Origin of the sequence: Fontibacillus forbon (genome assembly GCF_046559655.1) — a bacterium.
Classification (GTDB): domain Bacteria; phylum Bacillota; class Bacilli; order Paenibacillales; family Paenibacillaceae; genus Fontibacillus.
In genome coordinates, this window is record NZ_JBKGFV010000001.1 from 488109 (window position 1) to 509349 (window position 21241).

Consider the following 21241-nt stretch of genomic DNA (forward strand, 5'->3'; position numbering starts at 1 on the left):
AATCTTGTACGTCCTATTGAAATGTGAATAGTTTCTCAAATGTATTTGATTTGCTAATCCGGCTTATTTTAGGAGGATGAGTTATGGATCACAAATATCATGTGCAGCGTGAGGTAACTACATATTATCGGCATATACCGCATGTGCCGGAGCATTTTGCAGTAAATCCGTTATTGCTAGGCGGGATGAGCGAGAAAGAATTCGTTACGTCGTTCTCGCAATTTACAGAGATCATGGGACGCATATACCGCGATATGGAGTTAAGACCAGAGGGATACGGGGTAATGATAGTCGATATTGATCTGGTCAATGAAAATAAAGCGGACGGCAATTTAGCAAAAGCCTCCTGGCGCTCCGTGAAACGGTTAGGCGACGTAATCGCAGTAATAGGTAAGTTCGGTGAGCAAGATGCCGCCGGGCTGAAAATTGCGGTTGCCGATTTCAAAGCAGCTCTGAAAAAGGTGAATAAAGTTCACCTCATCTTGAGCAGGCTGACGGACTTCGGATTTACGATCAGCGGGTTTGACGGAGAGAAGATAGCAAAGCATGCCGAATCGATGGTTATCGCTTTCCCGGGGAACCCGCTGCTAATGTACGTGATCAAGGCCTATGCTCTGGCAGAACCGTTTCAGGGGGACGATCCGCACGAATTTTACTACTTTGATTATAAAAGGGTAGCCGAACGGGCCAAGTTGCCTGAACATTGCGAGGTGCGGGATATTGCGGCGCTGCTCGATGAGAATAACGGAGAGCTGCTGTTGGCGCTAAACAGCTACTTTGCCGATAAATTAAAATTGGCCCCGCACTATAAGGATGATTCGATTGAGTATTATCTCAAAAATAAACGGGTTGCGCGTTATATCATTGATTTTCATACGTTAGAGGTTCAGGTCATCTTGAAGCTGAAAAATATGGACACTTATATCGACCTGGTCGAGAGCTTGCCGTCAAGCCTGCGTTGTCATTTTGAACGGAACGGCTGCCATTTCTGCGGTTTTCAAAATGCGACCGTGGACTGGTGCAAATTCCGGTTAAGCTGGACGCTGGACGGCAGGAACCGTAATGCATGCAGCTTTGAAAGCTTTAACTTCGATCAGCCGCGCTGCGAGGATGCGGAACCTATGATGAAATTGATGATGCGTGAATATGGAATCCCGGGATAGAGGGAGAGGGCGGGTATGATTGGCAACGATTGGGATGAAATGCTTCGCGGGGAAGTGGAGCAGCCTTATTTTAAGGAACTTATGAGCTGGCTTGACGGGGAGTATGAGCAATATGACGTTTATCCGCCGAGGGAGTTTTTATTTCAGGCCTTGAAGCTGACAAGCTATGCCGGGACCAAGGTGGTCATATTGGGACAGGATCCTTACCACGGACCGGGTCAGGCGCACGGACTCAGCTTTTCCGTGCTCCCGGGAGTACGGATTCCGCCTTCACTGCGCAATATGTACAAGGAATTATCGAGCGACCTGGGATGTCCGATCCCCGCATCGGGAACCTTGACGTCATGGGCGGAGCAAGGGGTGCTGCTGCTAAATACGGTGCTTACCGTGAGGGACGGGGAGGCCGGCTCCCATCAGAGGAAAGGCTGGGAGAAATTTACGGACGCTGTAATTGAGGCCTTAAACCGCCGGGAACAGCCGGTTGTGTTTGTATTGTGGGGAAGCCATGCCCAGAAAAAGACAGAGATGATCGACATGTCCAAGCATGCGGTGATCTCTTCGCCGCATCCCAGTCCTCTGTCCGCAAGAAGAGGTTTTTTCGGAAGCCGTCCGTTTTCCCGGATTAATCTTTTCTTGGAGGAGCATGGAGAGATGCCTATTAATTGGTCTGCGAATTTGGCGGAGGCTTGATATTTTTTAATAGGACCAAGGTCGCGTTTTTCGAGGAAAAGGTTACTAAAATTCTCCTAAAAACCGATATACAACGCATAGGCCTGGAAAGGAAGGATTTCCGCCAAAGATGGATCAAAAGGAGAGAAATGAATGACTGCAAAGAAGAAATTGACGGGATGGCTCCTGATGCTCACGTTGCTGCTTGCCACAGTGTTTCCAAATGGAGCTATTGCAGCCACAAACGACGTAGTTTCGATTGACATCGAAGGATCAGGGACGACGCTCGAGCTTACTGTAGGTAAGACGAAACAGCTTAAAGTATGGGGCACGGTTGAAGGCTCCACGGTAAAACGCGATTTGACGAATTCCGTTACCTGGACCTCCAGCGACGGCGAAACCATTAAAGTAACGAATGGCTTCTTAACCGCGCTGAAAGCGGGCACCGTAACGATTCGCGCGGATCATGCCCAAGGCGCTACTTCAACGATCGAAGTAAAAGCAAAGGATTCCTATAAAGAATTGAATCTGGAATATGCTCAGGAAGGGAAATACAGCCTGGGTGCCAGCGAAAATCCAACCGTAAAAGCACTGGCCGCAATTCAGGGGTCCGAGGGTACGAAGGACGTAACCGCGGATGCGGACTGGTCCAGTTCGAACTCGGGCGTCCTGACGATCGAGAAAGGGAAAATCACCCTTGTCGGGGAAGGTACGGCTACAGTTACCGCTAAATATTCGGGGCTTACCGCGACATTCACCGCTACGGTCAGCTCGCCATACTCGAAATTGAAAATGAAATATTTCAACAAAGATAAAGAACTGCCGGCCGAAGACATCGAGCTGGTAGTCGGCGACGATCAAGCCGCCTTGCAGGCATGGTCCACGCTCGCCAGTGACAGCAGCGAACTGGAAGTTACGGACAAAGCAACCTGGACGTCTTCCGACAAAGATGTAGTCACCGTGGAAGGCGGCAAAATCAAAGTATTGGCTGTCGGCAAAGCGACCCTCACCGCAGAATATCTTGGCGTGAAGGCTCAAGCCGACGTTTACGTCCGCGCTCCTTATGAAGCCATTCTGCTCGACCCTTCGGCGGATCAGTCGATGTTTATCGGTGAGACATTGAAGGTAGAAGCTGAGGTTAGAAGCGGTGCCAACAATTCGGAAGACGTAACTTCGAAAGCGACCTGGACGTCTTCCAATCCGCTTGCGGTTACGGTTTCCGGCGGAGAAGTTTCCGCCAAGGCTGCAGGAACCGCGACGATCAAAGTAAGTCATTTGGGCATCAGCAAATCTTTCAAAGTTACCGTAAACTCGACGGTCACCAAGCTGACCACGGAGAAGACGGAACTGGAACTTTATAAAGGCGAATCGCTCAGTCTGCCGAAAGTAACGGGCACGAAACTCGATGATGAAGAAGTGGATTTCAGCAAAGAAGTAACGTGGACATCAGGCGACGATAAAATTGCCAAAGTGGAAGACGGTAAGATCGTTGGCGTAGACAAGGGCGAAGTTACCTTGACAGCCAAGCTGCCGGAATCCAAAGTCACTTCGGGGACTGCTTCTCCGATTCGCAGCGCTTCGATCACGGTGAAGCTTACCGTGAAGGAGAAAGTGCTTGCTCTGATTAGCGAAGAGGAAAGACTTAGCGCCGTGATCGGTGAAGATACCAAGCTTCCGGTAGTGACCGCTGTTTGGGAAGACGGGGAAGAGGCGAGCGTTTCCGACTCGATCGAGTGGAGCGTATCCGGCTCCAATGCCGTCATCAAAACGACTGCAACGGGCAAAGTACTGAAAGGGTTGACCAAAGGATCGGCATCCCTCAAAGGAACGTATTCGAACAAAACGATCAGCATCCCGGTTACGATTGAGCCGAAGATCGTTAAAGTTATCGTTGATCCGGTCAATATAGAACTGAATATCAAAAAGTCAAAATCGATTAAGGTAACGGGATTCTATAAAGACGGCAAGACGGTTAATCTGTCCAGCAAAGTCGGATGGGAATCTTCCAACTCGGAAGTTGCAACGATCACATCGACCTCAGTCAAGGCGGTAGCCGAGGGAACCGCAACGCTGAAAGGCTCTTATCAAGGGTATGACTTAAGCGTGAAAGTTAACGTAGTTCCTAAGCTTGTGAAGCTAACGGTAGACGAGAAGAGCTTGAAATTGTCTCCGGGCTCCGCCAAAACGGTAGTTTTGACGGCCGAGTACGATAACGGTAAAAAACCTTCCGTCACCGGAAGCGCTACTTGGACCAGTTCCAAGCCTTCCGTTGCGAAAGTAACGGCAGGAAAGATTGAAGCGGTCGCCAAGGGCAGCGCTACAATCAAAGGGGTATACGGCGGCAAGACGGTAACGGTTCGCGTAACGGTTAAATAGACGGTAAGTATGCGGCAGTCTGCCTTCCTGGTGAAGGCAGGCTGCTTTTTTCATTGGTAACATTTACTGTAAAGCGGGCACTTGCCTGTGATATATTAATAAAAAGGATTTTGGAAAGAGGAATTCAACATCTATGATCAGACGTAACTGGATTTGGACACAGCGAGTTTTGCTTTGGATTTGCCTTGTCGTTCTATTCACTCTATTTTCCGGTTGTTCTTTGGAATTCGGGGATATTCCCGGCCAAGAAAGCAAAGATTCATCTTCTTCATCCATAACTTCAGAGAACCGGCTGAGGGTTATTTTTTTGGACGTTGGCCAAGGGGCATCACAACTCTTGATTAGTCCGTCAGGAAGTACGATGCTGATTGATGCGGGCAACAATGACCGGGAGCAGCAAATGGTGGATTACTTGCGGCATTACGGTGTCGATCGCCTTGATGTGATCATTGGCACGCACCCGGATGCGGATCATATCGGCGGATTGGACGCCGTGATCGATCAGTATGAAGTAGGCGCGATCTATATGCCGAAAATCCAGGCGAATACCAAGACGTTCGAGTCCTTGCTGGAGTCTATCCGAAACAAAGGACTCAAGGTCAAAACGGCGCAGGCCGGTCTGCGGCTGGAATGGGACGACCAGGTGCAAGTAGAAATGCTTGCCCCGGTTGAACGCAGCGAGGACAACAACAATATGAGCGCCGTGCTCAAAGTGACCTATGGGCACACCTCATTTCTGCTGACCGGCGATGCCGAACGCGAAAGCGAGAAGGCCATGCTTGCCTCGGGCAAGGACTTATCGGCTGATGTGCTTCTGGTTGGACATCACGGTTCGAAGTCGTCTACTTCGCTGTCATTTTTGCAGCAGGTTGCTCCAAAGTTTGCGGTCATTCAAGTCGGGGAGAACTCGTACGGTCACCCCAAGCAGGAGATTCTCAACCGTTTGAGCAAAAACGGGGTTCAGGTTTATCGCAATGATCTGCAAGGGACGATTGAGTTTGCATCGGATGGTCGGCATTACGAGATCGCGACGGAGAGGTGAAGCGGGATGAGCGCAATTGTGGAAGGATTTGAGGGGGATTTTTGTCTCCTTGAAATCGAAGGACAAAGGCAGGATGTGCCCAGACAACAAGTGGATGGCAGCGCAAAAGCGGGTGATGTCGTACTGTGGAACGGTACGCAATGGGTTCCCGATCCGGAACTGACGGAAGAACGTACCCGGAAAATTAAAAAGCTGATGGATGAAGTTTGGGAAGATTGACTACATAAACAAAGAGGAGAGATGAAGGATGTTGGAAAAACCGCAAACCGGGGAATATGCAACTCATTTTGAAACTTATATTCAGAAGGTGCCGGAAGGAAATCTGCCGTCCCTCCTGGAAAAACAAGTTGATGAGGTAATCCGACTGCTGGGTAACCTTTCTGAGGAAGATGGGGCTTACAGATATGCGGAGGGAAAATGGAGTCTGAAGGAAGTGCTTGGCCATATTTCGGATACGGAACGCATCATGAGTTACCGGCTGCTTCGTATAGCCCGGGGAGATACGACTCCTTTGCCGGGATTTGAGGAAAATCTGTTTGTCAGTCATGCCCACTCGGACCGCCTATCGGTAAATGAGCTGCTGCAGGATTTTGCCGCGGTTCGGATTGCGACGCTGTCGCTGATCCGCCAGCTTGATGATGAAGCCTGGGAACGCATCGGTACGTTCAGCGACAATCCGGGATCGGCCCGGGCGCTAGCTTATATCATCGCAGGACATGCCATTCATCATTTCGCAATCATCCAAGAACGTTATTTGCAAAAGCAAGTATAGTAAAGAAGACGCCCAGTTGTCCGAAACGGACGATTGAGCGTCTTTTTGCATTCTGCATTTACTTCATTCGCTATTCATGCGAAACGATCATCATGAGGCTTCCTTCCAGTTCGAAAGGGCGGAAATCAGCGGGCAGGATGAAATGGTCGCCCTTGGTCAGCGGAAACGCCTGACCCTGGCTGTGCAGCAGTCCTTCGCCTTCGAGCACGCTGTAGATCGTATATTTTTCGTTGGATGGACATTTCGCGGTTCCCGACAGGTTCCATTTTTCCACGGTAAAGAAGGAGTTGGACACAAAGGTTGTCACGGAAAGGCCGTCCGTTTCTTTGCTGCTGTATGTCACGGGTTCGTACGCCTGAGGGATCGTCGTAACATCAATCGCTTTCTCCAGGTGCAGGTCGCGCAGATTGCCTTCTTTGTCCCTGCGGTCATAATCATAGACACGGTAAGTCGTATCGGAACTTTGCTGGGTTTCCAGGACAACGATCCCTTTGCCAAGGGCATGAATCGTTCCGCTCGGAACATAGAAGAAGTCGCCGGGCTTTACGGGTACCTGGGTCAGAAGATCGTTCCACTGGCCATCCTGAATCATTTGCACCAATTGCTCTTTGGATTTGGCTTCATGACCGTAAATGATCACGGAGCCCGGTTCGGCATCGACGATGTACCAGCACTCGGTCTTGCCCAGCTCTCCGTTCTCATTCTTGCCCGCATACTCGTCATCGGGATGGACTTGAACCGAAAGATCGTCGGAAGCGTCCAAAATTTTGGTGAGCAGCGGAAAAACGGTTGAATTCGAACGGAACAGCTCCGGATGCGAACTCCAGAGTTCGCCAAGCGGCATGCCTTGATAAGGGCCGTTCTTGACTACGCTTTGACCATTGGGATGTGCGGATACGGCCCAGCATTCCCCGGTTCTATCATTCGGGATCTCGTACCCGAACAGTTGCTTGAGTTTCGTGCCGCCCCAAATGCGTTCCTGAAATACGGGTGCTAAAAAAATCGGTTGATTCATGATAATTGCTTCCTCCTCGAATTAATAAGTAACATGGACCAGGGCCGCGGCGCCGATGAGACCGGCATCTTGCTGCAACGCGGCGGGAACGATAGGCGTGTTGCGTCCCGATGGATTCAAAGCATATTGCTTGACATAATCGGTGACGGCGTCAAACAGCGGATCCCCGATCTGGGAAACCCCGCCGCCAATGACAAGCAGTTCCGGATCCAGCGTATTGATCAGGGTGACGCAGCCGATTCCGATATAGCGGAACACCTTCTTGACCAGTTGCTCGATCCGGACGTCCGCACCCGAAAAAGCGAGATCAAAGGCCTCTTTGGCGGAAACGGAGCGACCCAGTAATTGACTCGCTTGTCTAGCGATCGCGGTACCGGAGGCGATATGCTCCCAGCAGCCTTGCTGACCGCAGACGCAGGTTCCGGCTTCGGGATCGATAACGAAGTGGCCGACGTCGCCGGCATTGCCGGTTGCCCCGGTAATCAGCTTGCCGTGGCTGTAGATGCCAGCCCCGATACCGGTGCTGATCGTTATGAAGACGAAGTCTTCAGCTGCTCGGGCCGCGCCGAGCCATTTTTCCGCGAGAGCGGCAGCGGTGGCGTCATTCTCAAAGAAAAATGGCAAATTGAAATGCCGTTTGAAGGATTCGATGACGGGGAAGCCCCACCATCCCGGCATGTTGGGCGGCTCCACGATTTGGCCCAATTTGGTGTTCAGCGGCCCGGGCGCCCCGATGCCGATGCCTTGCAGTTCTGCTTCCGGGATACCACTCTCCGCCGTAAGCTGCTTGACAGCAGACGCGATCCGGTCCACCATTTCGGCCGGCGACACCGCATGATCCGTAGGCAGCGAGATCTTTGACAGTATTTGCCCGTCGGAATCGACGAGTCCGATGGCGGTTTTTGTACCGCCGATGTCTATACCAACTGCGTAACTCAAAATGCATTCCTCCAGATGAACAGTGCAGGTTTACTTGACAAACTTGACAAATATCAAATTTGTAAAGTATCATTAGGCATAGTTTAGCATGTTTCGGAAGGAATGAAAAGATGATGGCCCGCAAAAAGAAAGTGTCGATGCAGGACATAGCCGATCAATTGAACATATCCAAAAATGCGGTATCCTTGGCTCTTTTAAATAAGAAGGGCGTCAGCGAAGAGATGCGGAGCCGGGTAATGCAAACAGCGAAGGAATTGGGGTACGGCGAATTCGCCGGGAAAACGCCGGGCAACGGTGGCGGAAACATTCTGGTTCTGGTGCCCGAACGGATCATGAGTTATGAGGACAATGACCATTTCCAGTTTTATCATGACATGATTTGGGGCTTGGAAAAAGTCATCCGAAAAAAAGGAATGAACGCGGTCATCGCGCCGATCGACCGGGAGATGGAATCCCGGCTTGAGCTTCCCCGGCACTGTTCGGATATCGTTTATCAGGGCATCATCTTGTTCGGCATCGTGGACAACGCTTATGCCAAGGTCGTGTGGGAGCTGGATACTCCGCTCGTCATGCTCGATTCCTATTACCGGGATCTTCCCTGTCCGGTAGTCACTTCTGCGAATATCGAGGGAGCCTGGGAAGCCGTCTCGGTGCTGATCGGGGCGGGGCACCGGGACATCGGGTTCATCGGGCCGACCAATTTGACGACGAGCCATGAAGAACGCTGGTTCGGATATTGGAAAGCCATGCACGAACACGGGCTAAAAATTGAAGACCGATTTACTCTGACTTCATCGCAAAGTTTTGATCATACGGAGGAGGAAATCGGTTCTTTCTTGGAGGGACTAAGCATGCTGCCAAGCGCTTTCTTTTGCGGCAACGACCGGATCGCTTATCTGCTCGCGAGGCAGCTCAGGAAGCGACACGGAGACGGCTCTGCAGAGATCTCCATCGTCGGCTTCGATGGTCTCAAATATGAGGAATTAGGCGGGCTAAATATCACCACGATGTCCGTGGAAAAAGAAAAGATGTGCGATGCCGCGGCGAAGCTCCTGCTGTCGCTGTCCGGTCCGAACCGGGAGAGGGTCCGCGTGTATGTGCCGCCAACGCTTCGGCATGGCAATTCCGTTCGTGAGCGCTAGAACCTTTTTAAGGGCACATAGGTAAGGTTTCTGAGGGGAGGTTCAGAGGGTAAGTGCCCCTGGGAACGGGAGATACGGGCAACTGATTTACGGGGGAAAGCAACAAAGGTAATGCGGGGGTTCCACGACAGGTGCACGCACATGATAATAGGTTCCATGGACAGGTGGACATGATAAAAGCTTCCACATAGCACGGGTACAAAATTAGCTGTATTTTATGCAGGTATTTTTTTCGGAATTAAAGTCATTGTGGAGATTAGCTGGAAAACCTCCAGTTAATTTTGGCTGATATGCCCCAAAAGGCTGAATAGCTCGAAATTAGCTGTAGTTTATACAGTTAAGTTGCTAAAAATAAGCTTTTCTCTCAAATTAGCTGTAGGTTTTCCAGTTAATTAGGATATAGGTTATAGGATATAAAGGGGAACAGGTAGTTGAGGATAAAGCGAGTAGTAAGAGGTTTGCGTAAGCTGGCGCTAGGTAAGTAGCATAGGAGAAGTAGCATAGGAGAAGTAGCATAGGAGAAGTAGCATAGGAGAAGTAGCATAGGAGAAGTAGCATAGGAGAAGTAGCATAGGAGAAGTAACATAGGAGAAGTAGCATAGGAGAAGTGACAGAAGGATAAGTAACCGAAGAGAAGTAACAGTAGTGAAGTACCAGTAGAGAAACCAGAAGAAAGTAGCATTGTAGAAAAACGCAAGATCGGAACATGGTGAGTTGGTATATGGAAATATAGTGGTCGAAAAGAGGAACAAGACTAATCAGGCATACGAGCGGAAAAATCAACAGACAGTTGGGAATAGGGACACAGAGGAATGCAACGGTAGGCTTCGTTTTGAGCGGAGACGCGTCATAACATAAGTCGAACAGAAAAAGACGGCTGGATCGGGGGGGCTCCCCCTCGGTCCAACCGTCTTTTTGGTAGTCGCTGATTATTTGTTCAGAGCCGCTTCGTAACGTTTCTCAACTTCGGACCAGTTGATGACGTTGAAGAAGGCTGCGATGTAATCAGGGCGTTTGTTTTGATATTTCAGGTAGTAGGCATGTTCCCAAACGTCCAGACCAAGGATCGGCGTTTTGCCTTCCATGATCGGCGAGTCTTGGTTTGGCAAGCTGTAAACGGACAATTTGCCGTTAGCGTCTACCGCCAGGAATGCCCAGCCGCTGCCGAAGCGGGTTGTAGCTGCTTTCGAGAAATCTTCTTTGAATTTGTCGAAGCCGCCGAGTTCGCTGTTGATTGCTTCAGCAATCTTGCCGGATGGTGCGCCGCCGCCGTTTGGTCCGATCGTTTCCCAGAACAGGGAGTGATTCGCATGGCCGCCGCCATTGTTGCGGACTGCAGTGCGGATGCTTTCCGGAACGCTGTCCAGATCGGCGATCAGTTCCTCTACGGATTTCGATTGAAGCTCAGGTGCGGATTCCAGTGCCGCATTCAGGTTCGTTACGTAAGTATTATGGTGACGATCATGGTGAATCATCATCGTTTGCTCGTCGATATGCGGTTCGAGTGCATTGTTTGCATAAGGAAGTGCCGGTAATTGATGTGCCATTGTTTATCATCCTCTCCATAGAATATGTAATGTTAGTTTGAACACTCCCTATTATAATTATCCGTTGTCACTTAGTCAACATAAATGTATATTAAGTATGTTAAACCAGGCTATACATTGACAAACAAGCCATGTTTCCTCATAATGAGGGATCGAACGCAGCAGATAATTTCAGGTTTGGGGTGAGTAAATCGTGGGTATGGGCATCGTTGTCGTGGAGGTGTGCGACAGTAATCTGATGAGTGCGCTGGAATTGGAGCAGTTGGAGGAAGAGTACCCCGAAATCGCGGTGCTCCGGCTGGACTGTCTTAATTTATGCGGCCTGTGCAAAATCAGACCTTATGCGATGGTCAACGGAAAAAAAGTATTCGCCAAAACGACGGAGGAATGCATCGCGCTGATCAAGCAGACTATTGAAGAAGAGTTAAACGCTTTTCATGATATATAAAAAAAAGAGCATAAATAAATAACCTCCGGCAGCCGAAAAGCTGAACATCCGGAGGTTATTATTTTATCGTTTGATGACGTAGACGCATTTCCGGCCTTCCTGGGCCAGGCATTCCGTACGCTCAACCTTGGCATCGAGCAGCGATTCAAACAGCTTCAACTCGCAATCGCAAGCATGGTTGTATTGATTCGCGATCTGGGAGATCGGGCAATTGTGTTCCATGAGCACGAAGTGGTCATCCCCCTGCTGCTCGCATTCCGTCATATAGCCGTTTTCGTTTTGAATTTCAGCCAGCCGTCGCACTTTCTCCGGAAGGTCCAGCCCCTGCATATCGGCTTCGTACTGCCGGTTCAGCTTCTCTTTACGGCGGTCAAACAGCCGGTTCACCGTGTCTTCGCCACATTCTTGTTCCAGTTCGCCAAGCAAATCCAAAGTCAGGGTATGATATTTTTTAGGGAACATACCTTCAGCCAACTCGGTAAGCCCGTAAACGGCAGTAGGGCGGCCCAGCGTCTGGCGGACCATTTTCGATTCGATCAGACCGTCCCGTTCCATCGTTCCGAGATGGCGGCGGACCGCCATTTCCGTGATGCCGAGCTGCCCGGTGATTTCTTTGGTACTGAGGGGACCGGAGGTCTTCATCATCTGCAAAATCCGGTTACGGGTGGATAAATCCTTGGGTTGATTCATGTCAGACACTCCCTTCGGGGCGCGAGATCAGCTGTGGTTAACGGCCTTCGCCTGTACGGATTCCATGCATGCGTCGGAGCAAAAGCCCTGATGCTCCTCTTCGCAATCTTCACAGCATACATATTGCAGGTTGCAGACCGGACAATTAATATATCGGTCATGAGTTACTCCGCAATGATGGCAGCTGGCAATGACGATGTCCTCATCCGTACGGTTGATCGGCACGGAGATCCGTTCGTCAAACACATAGCATTTACCGTCAAACAATCGTCCCTGAACTTCAGGGTCTTTGCCGTAGGTGACGATACCGCCTTCAAGCTGAGCAACATCCTCAAATCCTTCCTTGAGTAAAAAACCGGTTAACTTCTCGCAACGGATGCCGCCGGTACAATAGGTCAAAATTTTCTTGTCCTTATGCTCGCCCAAGTTCTCGCGGATCCACTCCGGAAACTCCCGAAAAGACTCGACCTCCGGACGAATCGCGCCGCGGAAGTGGCCGATGTCGTATTCATAATCGTTTCGGCCGTCAATGACGATCACGTCTTCTTCCTGAAGCTGTTCGTGGAACTCCGCCGGAGACAAGCGCTTGCCGCTCAGCGTGTTCGGGTCCAGTTCATGCTCATACCGGAAGGTTACCAGCTCTTGTTTATGACGGACGAACATTTTTTTGAACGCATGGCCATCAGCTTCATCGATCTTGAACACGATGTCCTTAAACTCCGGCATGGCGCGAAGATCAGCCATATAACGGTCGGTTTGTTCCACGGTGCCGGATACGGTGCCGTTGATGCCTTCGGAAGCGATAAGAATACGGCCTTTCAGCCCCATATCTTTGCAGTATTGTAGATGCTCCGCCGTGAACGATTCAGGGGAGGCAATCGGCGTAAATTTATAAAATAATAAAATGCGATATGCATGTTGACTCATTTTAATCACCTGTCTATATTAGATTCTACTGAATTGTAGTGAATTTTATTAACTTAGTCAATATTAAAGTATAGTAAGTATAGTAAATATTGTTTAGCAGAGAATGAGGAGGAATTCATCATGACAAAATCAAGAACGCTAGCTTTTATTTATGCTCATCCCGACGATGAAACGTTTGGTTGTTCATACTTGATCCGGCAAATCGCCGATGAAGGAAATAAGCCGATTCTCTATACGGCTACCCGGGGAGATGCGGGAAAAACAGGCCGTTTAGGGGAAATGACCCGCGAGGAACTGGCGGCAAAAAGAGATGTTGAGCTGGAGAATGCCGCAGACATTCTTGGCATCACCGTGATGGAGCAGGCGGGGATGGGCGACGGGAAACTGAAGGAAGTTGACCCGGCCGTGCTGCAACAGCAGATTGCCGATTTCTTGCGGAGGCATGAGGCGGATGTCGTCGTTACCTTTCCGGAGGACGGCATATCCGGCCACCCGGATCATATCGTCATTCATCACGCCGTAAATGAAGTCATATTCGGCGGGCAGGCTCCGTCGGTGCAAAAGTTGTACTATAACCAGATGGGCTCTTTTACATCGGAAAATTCAAGTGTAATCCGAATAGAAGAGAGAGGCAGATGGGACGTCAAGCGCCGGGCGCTGGCGGCACATGAATCGCAAATCCTCAGCATTGAGCGCGTTTTCGGCAAGCTGGGACCGGACGTTCCCTCACAGCACCAGGTTGAAGCATTCGAGCTGGCATGGGAGCACGGGGTTCATTTTCCGAAAAAAGTCGAGACATCTATCTTCGATCACCTAAAATAAATTTAATACGTAGAAAGTATTGCTCCCCCAAAGAGATCTTTGTACAATAGGCTAGATTATTACCGTGGGGGAGGAGTTTAAGTGAAAGCCTGGATAACAGCCGTCGTATTGGCAGTCTGTTTTGTTCTGCTCGGATTCGGCATACATACGGGAGCTTTGCAGTCCTTGGACCGTCGGATCGGCGATTTTTTCTTCAGTCTAAGGAGTGGGGCATTGACCCCGGCAATTAAGGCTATCTCCGATCTGGGAACAACGACGGGTTACATCGTTATTTTCGCTATCGTGCTGATCATTACCCTGCTCATGCGGCGTTGGATGACTGCCTTATGGTTAACCGTCGGTTTAGCCGCCGGCTGGCTGTTCAACAAAGGGTTAAAAGCGCTGTATCACCGGGAAAGACCGCAGCTCTGGGATAGTTTAGTGGAACCTGACGGCTTCAGTTTTCCTAGCGGAAATGCTATGGTTTCGGCCGCTTTTTACGGATTGATCGCCATGATGTTGCTTGGTTCCCGAAAAGGCTGGGTCCGGGCTTGCGGAGTTCTGATGCTCGCGATCATTGTCTTGATCGGGATAAGCCGCCTGTATCTCGGCGTACATTATGCCAGCGATATAGCCGGTGGCCTTTTGGCGGGCGTATGCATTGCGGTGCTCTGTTATCAAGGATGGAGCAAGACTACGGAAAGAAAAAAACGCTGGGGATGATCCCCGGCGTTTTTTTAATGGCTCTATTTTTGATGGCTTAAGCCGTATGTTTTACTTTTAATGGTTGTTTTGGAGCCGGTGTAACCGGGCTTGCAGCTCTCTCTTTGTGGAATAATTTACGCAGATAAGGGAGAACATAACGGTCGAGTCCAATTTTTCCGGCGTTGGCGGCGGCTACGACTACAAGTACTTCAAGCAGGAGCATTTGTGCGTTAGTGCTTACTGTACCCGAGAAGAGGAAGGCTGCGTTCATGACCAGGCCCATCAGGGCGGCGAAGGTAGTGAACGTTCCGAGCAACAGGCCCAAACCTACCAGGAATTCACCGTATGGAACCATGACGTTAAAGATGTCTACGCCCGGAAGTGCTACATGCTGCAGGAATGTGGCCCACCATCCTTGGACGGCTGCGTGTTCGCCAGTACTGTTCGCGATGGCTCCATTCAGGAATCCGGCGGCGTCGAATCCGCCAGTGATTTTGTGCCATCCGGCGGTAATCCATTGATAACCGAGGTAAATCCGAAGTACGGTCAAAAACCACATTGCAAATTTGTTAGTTCTGAGGAAATTGTTAAACATAATTACCACTCCTTTTGGATTTGTTCTCTTTTTTTCTGGATGATCATCTTTGATGTCTTTAGTATAAGTGATTATTTTCACATGTCATGTGATTTAAATCACAGTTATTAAAATTTTAATTATTTATTTTGGAGTTAAGTGATTTTGAATAGATTAATTTTGCATAATGGGTGACCGTGAGCTATATTAAATTTGAAGAATTAACCAACTCATTTAGCGGGAGGTCATGGATATGAGATTGTCCGGTAAAGTGGTTATCGTAACGGGTGCCGGTTCCGGCATGGGCAGAGCGATTGCGGAATTGTTCGCCAAAGAAGGAGCGAAAGTAGTTGCATCGGATATCAGTGAAGAGCGGATTAATGAGGTTTCTGCTTCCATTAAAGAGGCTGGAGGAGAAGTACTCGGGGTCCTGGCGAACGTGGCCAAGGAATCCGATGTGCAGCAACTGGTCGACCGGGCGGTACAAGCATACGGCACCGTCGATATTCTGGTCAACAATGCCGGTATTATGGACAATTTCATTCCTGTCGGCGAAGTTACCGATGAGCATTGGGAGCGGGTATTAGGCGTTAATTTGAATGGGCCGATGTATGCTTCTCGGGCGGTACTGAAGATTATGCTGGAAAAAGGAAAAGGCGTGATCGTCAATAACGCCTCCGTAGGCGGGCTGTTCGGGGCCAGAGGCGGAGCTGCCTATGTGGCTTCGAAACATGCTTTGATCGGACTCACGAAAAATACGGCGGCCGTCTACGGTTCAAAAGGAATCCGTACAAACGCGATTGCTCCCGGCGGGGTAAACACGGCGATTAGCGGAACGATCACAGCACCGAATCAGCTAGGGATGGAAGCCATCGGGCGCGCCGGATCCGCTCCGATGGGCGAAGCGCAAGAGATCGCCTATGCGGCGCTGTTTCTCGCTTCGGATGAGTCAAGCTTCGTGAACGGCGTTGTCCTGACAGCGGACGGCGGCTGGACCGCTCACTGATTGGAACCCGGTAGAACGGCGAAGAGCCCGGCGCAGGAATTGCGCCGGGCTCTTTTTTTACACTCATGCACTATCTTAAGTCTATCTTCAGTCCATGTTTCGGTTCACTCTCGCGAATTGTTCTTATCTTCCTCATCTTTTGGATCATTCAGCACTTTGTCGACGATCTCTTCCAACATTTCCGTGGAAGACACGACATCGTCGTCCGGGACGGGAATCGGGTCCACACCGGGACCGTTATCTATGCCTTCGAACTTTTCTTTATTTTTGCTCATAGTTAATTCTCCTTCCGTCTGTTTAGATCTGTCGTTAGGGTGTGCCCACATTATCCGTTCTATGTAAACCGATAACCTGCCGGGAGAGACTTGAACCATGCGCGTTTAAGCAAATAAGAGAAAATACATCAGGAAAAAGAGCAGCCCGAAGATAATCAGCATCAAAATCAGCATCAGGGTCACGATAATATAGGAAGACCGGAAAATGCTCCGGTTGATCTGCTCCCGCTTGAGCCGGTACTCCAATGCTGCCCCGATGATAACGGCCGTTCCGAATAGCAGGGAGCCCATGCCCGTAATGATCGAGAACAGGCGGGCGATGCCGCTGTAGGTGGAGTTGAACACGAGTCCTGCGGCCAGAAACCCGATGCCGATGATGGAGATGCTGGTACGAATCCAGGCGAGGAACGTCCGCTCATTCGCCAGGTGCTGTTGAACATAGCGATTTTCGGCAGAAGATTGGTCTTCCATCCCGATCCCTCCTTTATCTTCTAATACATTAACCAGATTCTCCGCCGGGATTCTCTTCATGACCTGTTTAAAAGGGAAAAGGAGAAGGGGACGCCTTCTCCAGGAACAAATTTTTCCAATCAAGTTGAGTGCTTAGACTAATGACTGACCTTGATATGGTTTTTCGGGGCAACCTTATGGGACATCAGCTCGGAAACCGTAACGAACGAGTAGCCGCGCTTTTTTAGCTCGGGGAGGATGGTCTTCAGCGCTTCAGAGGTTTGGTTACTGTTATGGACAAAATCATGCATCAGGACAATATCGCCATTCCTCGCGTTATCCAGCACATTGTTCACAATCCGCCGGACACCGGGAGATCTCCAATCTTTCGTATCCTGGTGCCAGGACCACAATACCATCTGCAAATGATGCTGCTTGGATAGATGGATGATCGTCTCGTTGTAGTAGCCTCCGGGAGGCCGGAAAAGCACCGGCTTTTGTCCCGTCGCCTTAAAAATGGCGTCCTGTGTTCTAGCGAGTTCGTTCTCCATGGAACTTCCCGACAGACCCTGGAAAGAGGGATGACGGAAGGAATGATTCGCGATCTCGTGTCCTTCCTGCAACTCCTGGCGCACAATTTCGGGATAGCGCTCCACCCGGTCTCCAACCAGGAAAAATGTCGCCTTTGCCTCGTACTGCTTCAGAACTTGCAGAATTTCCCGGGTTTGCTTGTCGTCAGGGCCGTCGTCGAAGGTAAAGGCAATATACTTCTCCGCGGTAGGGACTTCCCAGACAATATCGCCCCGCTCCTCGTAATAGCGGCGTTCCTTCATCTGGGCGACGGGATAGGAAGCGCTGGCTCCGGCATGTATCGGAAACAAAGCAGCGGACAAGGATAAGACCAGGGCCATGACGGTTTGCTTTTTTAACATCGGTACCTATTCCTCCATTGCAGAACATGTAGTCATCCAATCTCGGATGCGTCCTCATGCGTCATTCATGATTTCAGGTATTCGTTTATTTTGCTTCCTAAGGACGATTTTATCCAAGCCTGCCGGAAAAAACGTTTGACATCGGCTCTCCGCCCTGATAAGATAAATTTTGTCTTCACTATATATTTTGATCTGTTAGCTCAGCTGGGAGAGCACCATCTTGACAGGGTGGGGGTCAGTGGTTCGAGCCCACTACAGATCATACGGGAAAACCCTTGAGGCGTAAGGCTTCAAGGGTTTTTTCTTTTCACTTACGGCAATTTTTATGAGAAAATAAGGTATCCTGCAAAATTGACGTAAATAACTGATATTGTTTATATAAAACAAGGGTAAGGTATAACCGGGTTAGCTCATTTTTTTAAATTATAAGCCTTTTTTCGGGTATTGATCTTAATAGGGCCAAATCGCTATACTCTTAATTATTTTCTGTATAATTTCATAGAATCAATTCAATGTCCTAGCTATGAAACTTTTTATCTCTGTAATAAATGTTTATCCATATCCGGTATTTATTTCCCTAGTTTTTCAAGAAATTGAAGACCATTATAAGTTAAGCGAGGGTAACTTACTACAAGGTGAAGTTGATCACCCGTTAATTGAGGTTGAACTCCGGTGATAAATCCAGACAGAAGGGCCTGTGCTATAACGTCATTCAGTTCGATGTCTGAAATACCGGGACACCATTTATTGGCGTCTGGTTCTTCGTTAAGAATGGATACAAGTACTTTTACTAAGCATGCTTCAAATTGGGCAGTTGATTTAAACATGGTCGGAAAAAACCTCCAAATTATTATCTTATTTTCTCAGAGGATAGTTTCTACATGTAAAGCATGATATCCTCTTTACAGAAGAGAATTGTTGTTTAATTTAAGTAAATATAATCGATCACCAGTAGGATGCTTTAATAAAAATAAGGTAACCTTTCAAAGGGAGATAGCACATCGAAGATATTGTATTTAAAGTTATCGAATTAGTGGTTAATCAAGGTTGGGATAAAAAAGAATCATGGTCAAATTGTTTACCGTCTACCATTATTCTTGGTAGGTGAATTGGTATACATTTATTACAATGAATGTCTTCTTTGAAATTAGAACCTTTAAAATCTACTAGTTGATGAATTTATCTTAGATTTGGCCTTTATTCGCCATAAAAAATGCACCCCCTAGAGATCATCGGTAAACCAAAGGGTTTTTCCAATGTTTGTTCTAAAGGGTGTGCTTCATTCCGATCTGAGGGCTTTTGTTGTGTTAACTCAATTGCTTCGCTGAAACAGTGTATAATATTTGGCGTCTTCTGATATAACCGGATTCTTTTACATCAATATATCAATTTCCCCAATACTGCCGATTAATACAAGATTTTTAGGGGAGATCATCATAAAAGTATAATCTATATGACTCGGGTGAAAGATACGAGCCGGAAGTTGATCTTACAACTACATAATACTCCCTTGGGAGACCAGTTGTTGTGTTATCTCCCGGAATCATTACCCAATCACTTGATGAAGATATTAAACTATAACCAATCGCACTCTTTTCATAAACTGTAAAATAATAATTTGTATACACGGGAAGTACAATTCGAACATAGTGATTACGATTGGATTTAGTATAAAATTCCCAATTATCCGAATCGGAATAACTACTTAACTTTCCGTAATTATCACCATAATTGAGATGAATCATTGTATTTGCGGTAGAAAATCCATCATTTGGTTCTGTCTCGTTTTTTATTACATGATACCTGGTTCGTAATATGAAGTGGAAAGATGATGTGGAGGAAAAGAAAAGCAAAGAAGATAGTCGCCATTAGGACTTATATAATCCTCTCTTCCTCCAATCCAAATAAAAAAGCGCCAAAAGGCGCTTATAAACGATTCTGTTACAATTGCACCGTCACCTTAGGATTCTGCTTTAAAAAAGGATACAACTTATTGCTTATCCGTTGCGCCTTAAGCGGCATATTGCCGCCATCGAACAGCAGAGCTGCCGTTTCCCCTTGAGAATTCTCGAAATTAATAATTAAGTAATAAGTAAATGTCGTTTGTTTTTTGTTTGTTGCCCTCGCACCAACCATTGCCCCAACAGGACCAAATAAGAGTCCTCCTGCAATTCCCTTCGCTGCGCTACTGTGCACGCTATTCGCAATTTCTACATCCGTCTTGACTTCAGCGGCCCTTATTTGATTCATTTTCAGTTCAAAGGTTGTCCCGCCGCCTTCGATGATTAACAAATGAGGCGTAACGTGAACGTTACATTGAGTCTTTTCAGCCAGCGGCAGTCCTTGAATATGGTGTAGAGGACTACTCACAATAACTCCCAATCCTTTTAATTCTTCGCTAAGTTTAACTCGTTCCGCTTTGTATGTAGGCTTTCGATTAATCAACATCGCTGCGATCGCAAATACAACCGCTAATATACCCGCTAACCCGACATTTTCTGTCATAGGGGTAAAAATCCCGATAATAAAAATGATGAGATAGATGAAAGCTAAAATGATTAAAAGTGCTGAAGCCAGTTTTTTGATCACCTTCAAAATGAATGCCCTCCCAAATAGTCCTCTTGTACTAATATTAGCAGAAGCCACCATCCGAGGTCATCACGTTTTCCTATTCTTCGCTTGTTTGTTGCGGTACTTATGCATTTACTGATACTATTTTTGCAAGACTTATATTTATCGTTATATTTGCGGTTTTCGAGGAGTGAATACAATGGATACAAATACAAAATTAAACAAGAATTATTCGGAAGAATCCTTCTGGGAGAAGATCAAGAAGTTCGGAAAGAAGGCCGGATCCAAAGTCGTTTATGCCGCGCTGTTACTGTTCTATTGCCTAAAGGACGAGAAGGTGCCTGCGTGGACTAAGACCGTGATTATTGGCGCATTAGCTTACTTTATCAGCCCCATTGACGCCATCCCCGACATCATGCCTGTGGCAGGTTATACGGATGATTTGGGGTCGTTATTGGCTGCCTTGGGCGTTGTGGCCGTTTATATCAATGACGATATCAGGGATAAGGCGAAGTCTAAATTGAGAGACTGGTTTGGCTCGGAAAGCCTGGAAGACTTAAAGGAATTCGACAAAAAGCTCGCAAAAGATCAAGGAATTGAAGAGACGGAGTGATTACAATGGCTTTGTGGGTTAATGAAGCTACAAGTCAACATATTGAAGAATGGATCGAACAATTGAAAGGGGAGTTTCACGCCACGATAAGAAATACACTCCAAATCGAGGACATGGAATATCAAATCGAGACTGCGCCCGTAAGAATTAAGGACGGGTATCCGGAAGGGGCCACTAAGGCCAGCGGCATTCCGAATTATGACACGAATCGAATCGACAGAATCGTCTTTTTTACGGGGAGCATTAGTCAAAGTATAAACAGTCTGTTTTCAAAAGACACGAATTCGGATGAATTTTATGAGCTGGCGGAGCTGTTCGTAAAATTTGTATGGATTCATGAACTGGTTCATATTCGGCAATTGAAGGACGGCATGACCTTTGAGGAATATTTCTCAACGGCTTATGAGGATAGCCAGTGGGAAAAAGAAGCGAATCAAACCGCGATGGAGCTGTTGCAGAGATTCGGCGGCGCACGCGAAAAGGTAATGAAAATTTTTTTGGAGCGCTTTTCTCCCGAGAAATAGTCCGGTTAATGTCCTGTTATAAAAAGGGCTTTTTTTGGTAGCGGATATGCTTTTGAACCA

General features: G+C 48.1%; 24 protein-coding genes and 1 tRNA gene. 14 read left to right on the forward strand and 11 right to left on the reverse strand.

What is annotated here, in order from left to right:
- The first annotated feature begins 83 nt into the window (after positions 1 to 83).
- The 6 genes from ACLB09_RS02105 (at position 84) to ACLB09_RS02130 (ending at position 6022) form a co-directional block, all read left to right on the forward strand.
- Positions 84 to 1163 (forward strand): hypothetical protein, encoded by a 1080-nt coding sequence (locus ACLB09_RS02105; RefSeq protein ID WP_410768097.1) that lies wholly within the window; start codon positions 84 to 86, stop codon positions 1161 to 1163.
- A 15-nt stretch (positions 1164 to 1178) separates the two neighbouring features.
- Complete coding sequence (locus ACLB09_RS02110) at positions 1179 to 1853, forward strand: uracil-DNA glycosylase (RefSeq protein WP_410768098.1); 675 nt, start codon at positions 1179 to 1181, stop codon at positions 1851 to 1853.
- Positions 1854 to 1985: 132 nt separating this feature from the next.
- On the forward strand, positions 1986 to 4208 hold the full coding sequence (locus ACLB09_RS02115; RefSeq protein WP_410768100.1) for an Ig-like domain-containing protein: 2223 nt from the start codon (positions 1986 to 1988) through the stop codon (positions 4206 to 4208).
- Between the two features lie 337 nt (positions 4209 to 4545).
- A complete protein-coding gene (locus ACLB09_RS02120) occupies positions 4546 to 5250 on the forward strand; it encodes a ComEC/Rec2 family competence protein (RefSeq protein ID WP_410768101.1) in 705 nt (234 codons plus the stop codon).
- Positions 5251 to 5256: 6 nt separating this feature from the next.
- Positions 5257 to 5469, forward strand: coding sequence for a DUF3006 domain-containing protein (locus tag ACLB09_RS02125; protein ID WP_410768102.1), 213 nt, complete (start codon positions 5257 to 5259; stop codon positions 5467 to 5469).
- A 28-nt stretch (positions 5470 to 5497) separates the two neighbouring features.
- Complete coding sequence (locus ACLB09_RS02130; RefSeq protein ID WP_410768103.1) at positions 5498 to 6022, forward strand: DinB family protein; 525 nt, start codon at positions 5498 to 5500, stop codon at positions 6020 to 6022.
- A 70-nt stretch (positions 6023 to 6092) separates the two neighbouring features.
- Here ACLB09_RS02130 and manA read toward each other — a convergent pair whose 3' ends face one another.
- Both manA and ACLB09_RS02140 read right to left on the reverse strand, forming a co-directional pair.
- Positions 6093 to 7037 carry a mannose-6-phosphate isomerase, class I gene (gene manA / locus ACLB09_RS02135; protein WP_410768104.1) on the reverse strand — a complete coding sequence of 315 codons (945 nt, stop codon included), beginning with the start codon at positions 7035 to 7037 and terminating at the stop codon, positions 6093 to 6095.
- A gap of 21 nt (positions 7038 to 7058) precedes the next feature.
- Entirely contained in the window at positions 7059 to 7976 is a 918-nt protein-coding gene (locus ACLB09_RS02140) for an ROK family protein (protein WP_410768105.1), read from the reverse strand.
- 110 nt (positions 7977 to 8086) lie between these two features.
- Between ACLB09_RS02140 and ACLB09_RS02145 the strand changes: the two genes are divergently transcribed.
- Entirely contained in the window at positions 8087 to 9118 is a 1032-nt protein-coding gene (locus ACLB09_RS02145) for a LacI family DNA-binding transcriptional regulator (protein ID WP_410768106.1), read from the forward strand.
- 929 nt (positions 9119 to 10047) lie between these two features.
- On the opposite strand, the gene ACLB09_RS02150 is transcribed toward ACLB09_RS02145, so the two are convergent.
- The gene (locus ACLB09_RS02150; RefSeq protein WP_114494916.1) at positions 10048 to 10665 is read right to left on the reverse strand and encodes a superoxide dismutase; all 618 of its coding nucleotides are present in this window, start codon (positions 10663 to 10665) and stop codon (positions 10048 to 10050) included.
- A gap of 199 nt (positions 10666 to 10864) precedes the next feature.
- On the opposite strand from ACLB09_RS02150, the gene ACLB09_RS02155 reads away from it, so the two are divergent.
- Positions 10865 to 11113: a YuzB family protein gene (locus tag ACLB09_RS02155; RefSeq protein WP_410768977.1), complete on the forward strand. Its 249-nt coding sequence runs from the start codon at positions 10865 to 10867 to the stop codon at positions 11111 to 11113.
- Positions 11114 to 11176: 63 nt separating this feature from the next.
- On the opposite strand, the gene ACLB09_RS02160 is transcribed toward ACLB09_RS02155, so the two are convergent.
- Together ACLB09_RS02160 and trhO are read right to left on the reverse strand one after the other, a co-directional pair.
- Entirely contained in the window at positions 11177 to 11803 is a 627-nt protein-coding gene (locus ACLB09_RS02160) for a helix-turn-helix transcriptional regulator (RefSeq protein WP_114494918.1), read from the reverse strand.
- Positions 11804 to 11830: 27 nt separating this feature from the next.
- Positions 11831 to 12730 (reverse strand): oxygen-dependent tRNA uridine(34) hydroxylase TrhO, encoded by a 900-nt coding sequence (trhO, locus tag ACLB09_RS02165; protein WP_410768107.1) that lies wholly within the window; start codon positions 12728 to 12730, stop codon positions 11831 to 11833.
- Positions 12731 to 12850: 120 nt separating this feature from the next.
- Between trhO and ACLB09_RS02170 the strand changes: the two genes are divergently transcribed.
- The gene (locus ACLB09_RS02170) at positions 12851 to 13552 is read left to right on the forward strand and encodes a PIG-L deacetylase family protein (RefSeq protein WP_410768108.1); all 702 of its coding nucleotides are present in this window, start codon (positions 12851 to 12853) and stop codon (positions 13550 to 13552) included.
- A gap of 81 nt (positions 13553 to 13633) precedes the next feature.
- Positions 13634 to 14254, forward strand: coding sequence for a phosphatase PAP2 family protein (locus tag ACLB09_RS02175; RefSeq protein ID WP_410768109.1), 621 nt, complete (start codon positions 13634 to 13636; stop codon positions 14252 to 14254).
- Between the two features lie 37 nt (positions 14255 to 14291).
- Here ACLB09_RS02175 and ACLB09_RS02180 read toward each other — a convergent pair whose 3' ends face one another.
- Complete coding sequence (locus ACLB09_RS02180; protein ID WP_410768110.1) at positions 14292 to 14831, reverse strand: DoxX family membrane protein; 540 nt, start codon at positions 14829 to 14831, stop codon at positions 14292 to 14294.
- Between the two features lie 232 nt (positions 14832 to 15063).
- Between ACLB09_RS02180 and ACLB09_RS02185 the strand changes: the two genes are divergently transcribed.
- Positions 15064 to 15816, forward strand: coding sequence for a glucose 1-dehydrogenase (locus tag ACLB09_RS02185; protein WP_410768111.1), 753 nt, complete (start codon positions 15064 to 15066; stop codon positions 15814 to 15816).
- A 104-nt stretch (positions 15817 to 15920) separates the two neighbouring features.
- Here the strand turns inward: ACLB09_RS02185 and ACLB09_RS02190 are convergent, their stop codons facing one another.
- The 3 genes from ACLB09_RS02190 to ACLB09_RS02200 all read right to left on the reverse strand — a co-directional run bounded on the left by ACLB09_RS02190 (position 15921) and on the right by ACLB09_RS02200 (position 17473).
- Positions 15921 to 16091: a hypothetical protein gene (locus ACLB09_RS02190; protein WP_410768112.1), complete on the reverse strand. Its 171-nt coding sequence runs from the start codon at positions 16089 to 16091 to the stop codon at positions 15921 to 15923.
- Positions 16092 to 16196: 105 nt separating this feature from the next.
- The gene (locus ACLB09_RS02195; protein ID WP_410768113.1) at positions 16197 to 16562 is read right to left on the reverse strand and encodes a YidH family protein; all 366 of its coding nucleotides are present in this window, start codon (positions 16560 to 16562) and stop codon (positions 16197 to 16199) included.
- 137 nt (positions 16563 to 16699) lie between these two features.
- A complete protein-coding gene (locus tag ACLB09_RS02200; protein ID WP_410768114.1) occupies positions 16700 to 17473 on the reverse strand; it encodes a polysaccharide deacetylase family protein in 774 nt (257 codons plus the stop codon).
- Positions 17474 to 17662: 189 nt separating this feature from the next.
- On the opposite strand from ACLB09_RS02200, the gene ACLB09_RS02205 reads away from it, so the two are divergent.
- Positions 17663 to 17735: transfer RNA gene (locus tag ACLB09_RS02205), tRNA-Val, on the forward strand.
- 307 nt (positions 17736 to 18042) lie between these two features.
- Here the strand turns inward: ACLB09_RS02205 and ACLB09_RS02210 are convergent.
- Positions 18043 to 18300 carry a hypothetical protein gene (locus tag ACLB09_RS02210; protein ID WP_410768115.1) on the reverse strand — a complete coding sequence of 86 codons (258 nt, stop codon included), beginning with the start codon at positions 18298 to 18300 and terminating at the stop codon, positions 18043 to 18045.
- Between the two features lie 1114 nt (positions 18301 to 19414).
- Positions 19415 to 20068, reverse strand: coding sequence for a hypothetical protein (locus ACLB09_RS02215; protein WP_410768116.1), 654 nt, complete (start codon positions 20066 to 20068; stop codon positions 19415 to 19417).
- 175 nt (positions 20069 to 20243) lie between these two features.
- Here ACLB09_RS02215 and ACLB09_RS02220 point away from each other — a divergent pair, with 175 nt between their 5' ends.
- Positions 20244 to 20657: a YkvA family protein gene (locus tag ACLB09_RS02220; protein ID WP_410768117.1), complete on the forward strand. Its 414-nt coding sequence runs from the start codon at positions 20244 to 20246 to the stop codon at positions 20655 to 20657.
- 5 nt (positions 20658 to 20662) lie between these two features.
- On the forward strand, positions 20663 to 21181 hold the full coding sequence (locus ACLB09_RS02225) for a hypothetical protein (RefSeq protein ID WP_410768118.1): 519 nt from the start codon (positions 20663 to 20665) through the stop codon (positions 21179 to 21181).
- The last annotated feature ends 60 nt before the right edge of the window (positions 21182 to 21241 follow it).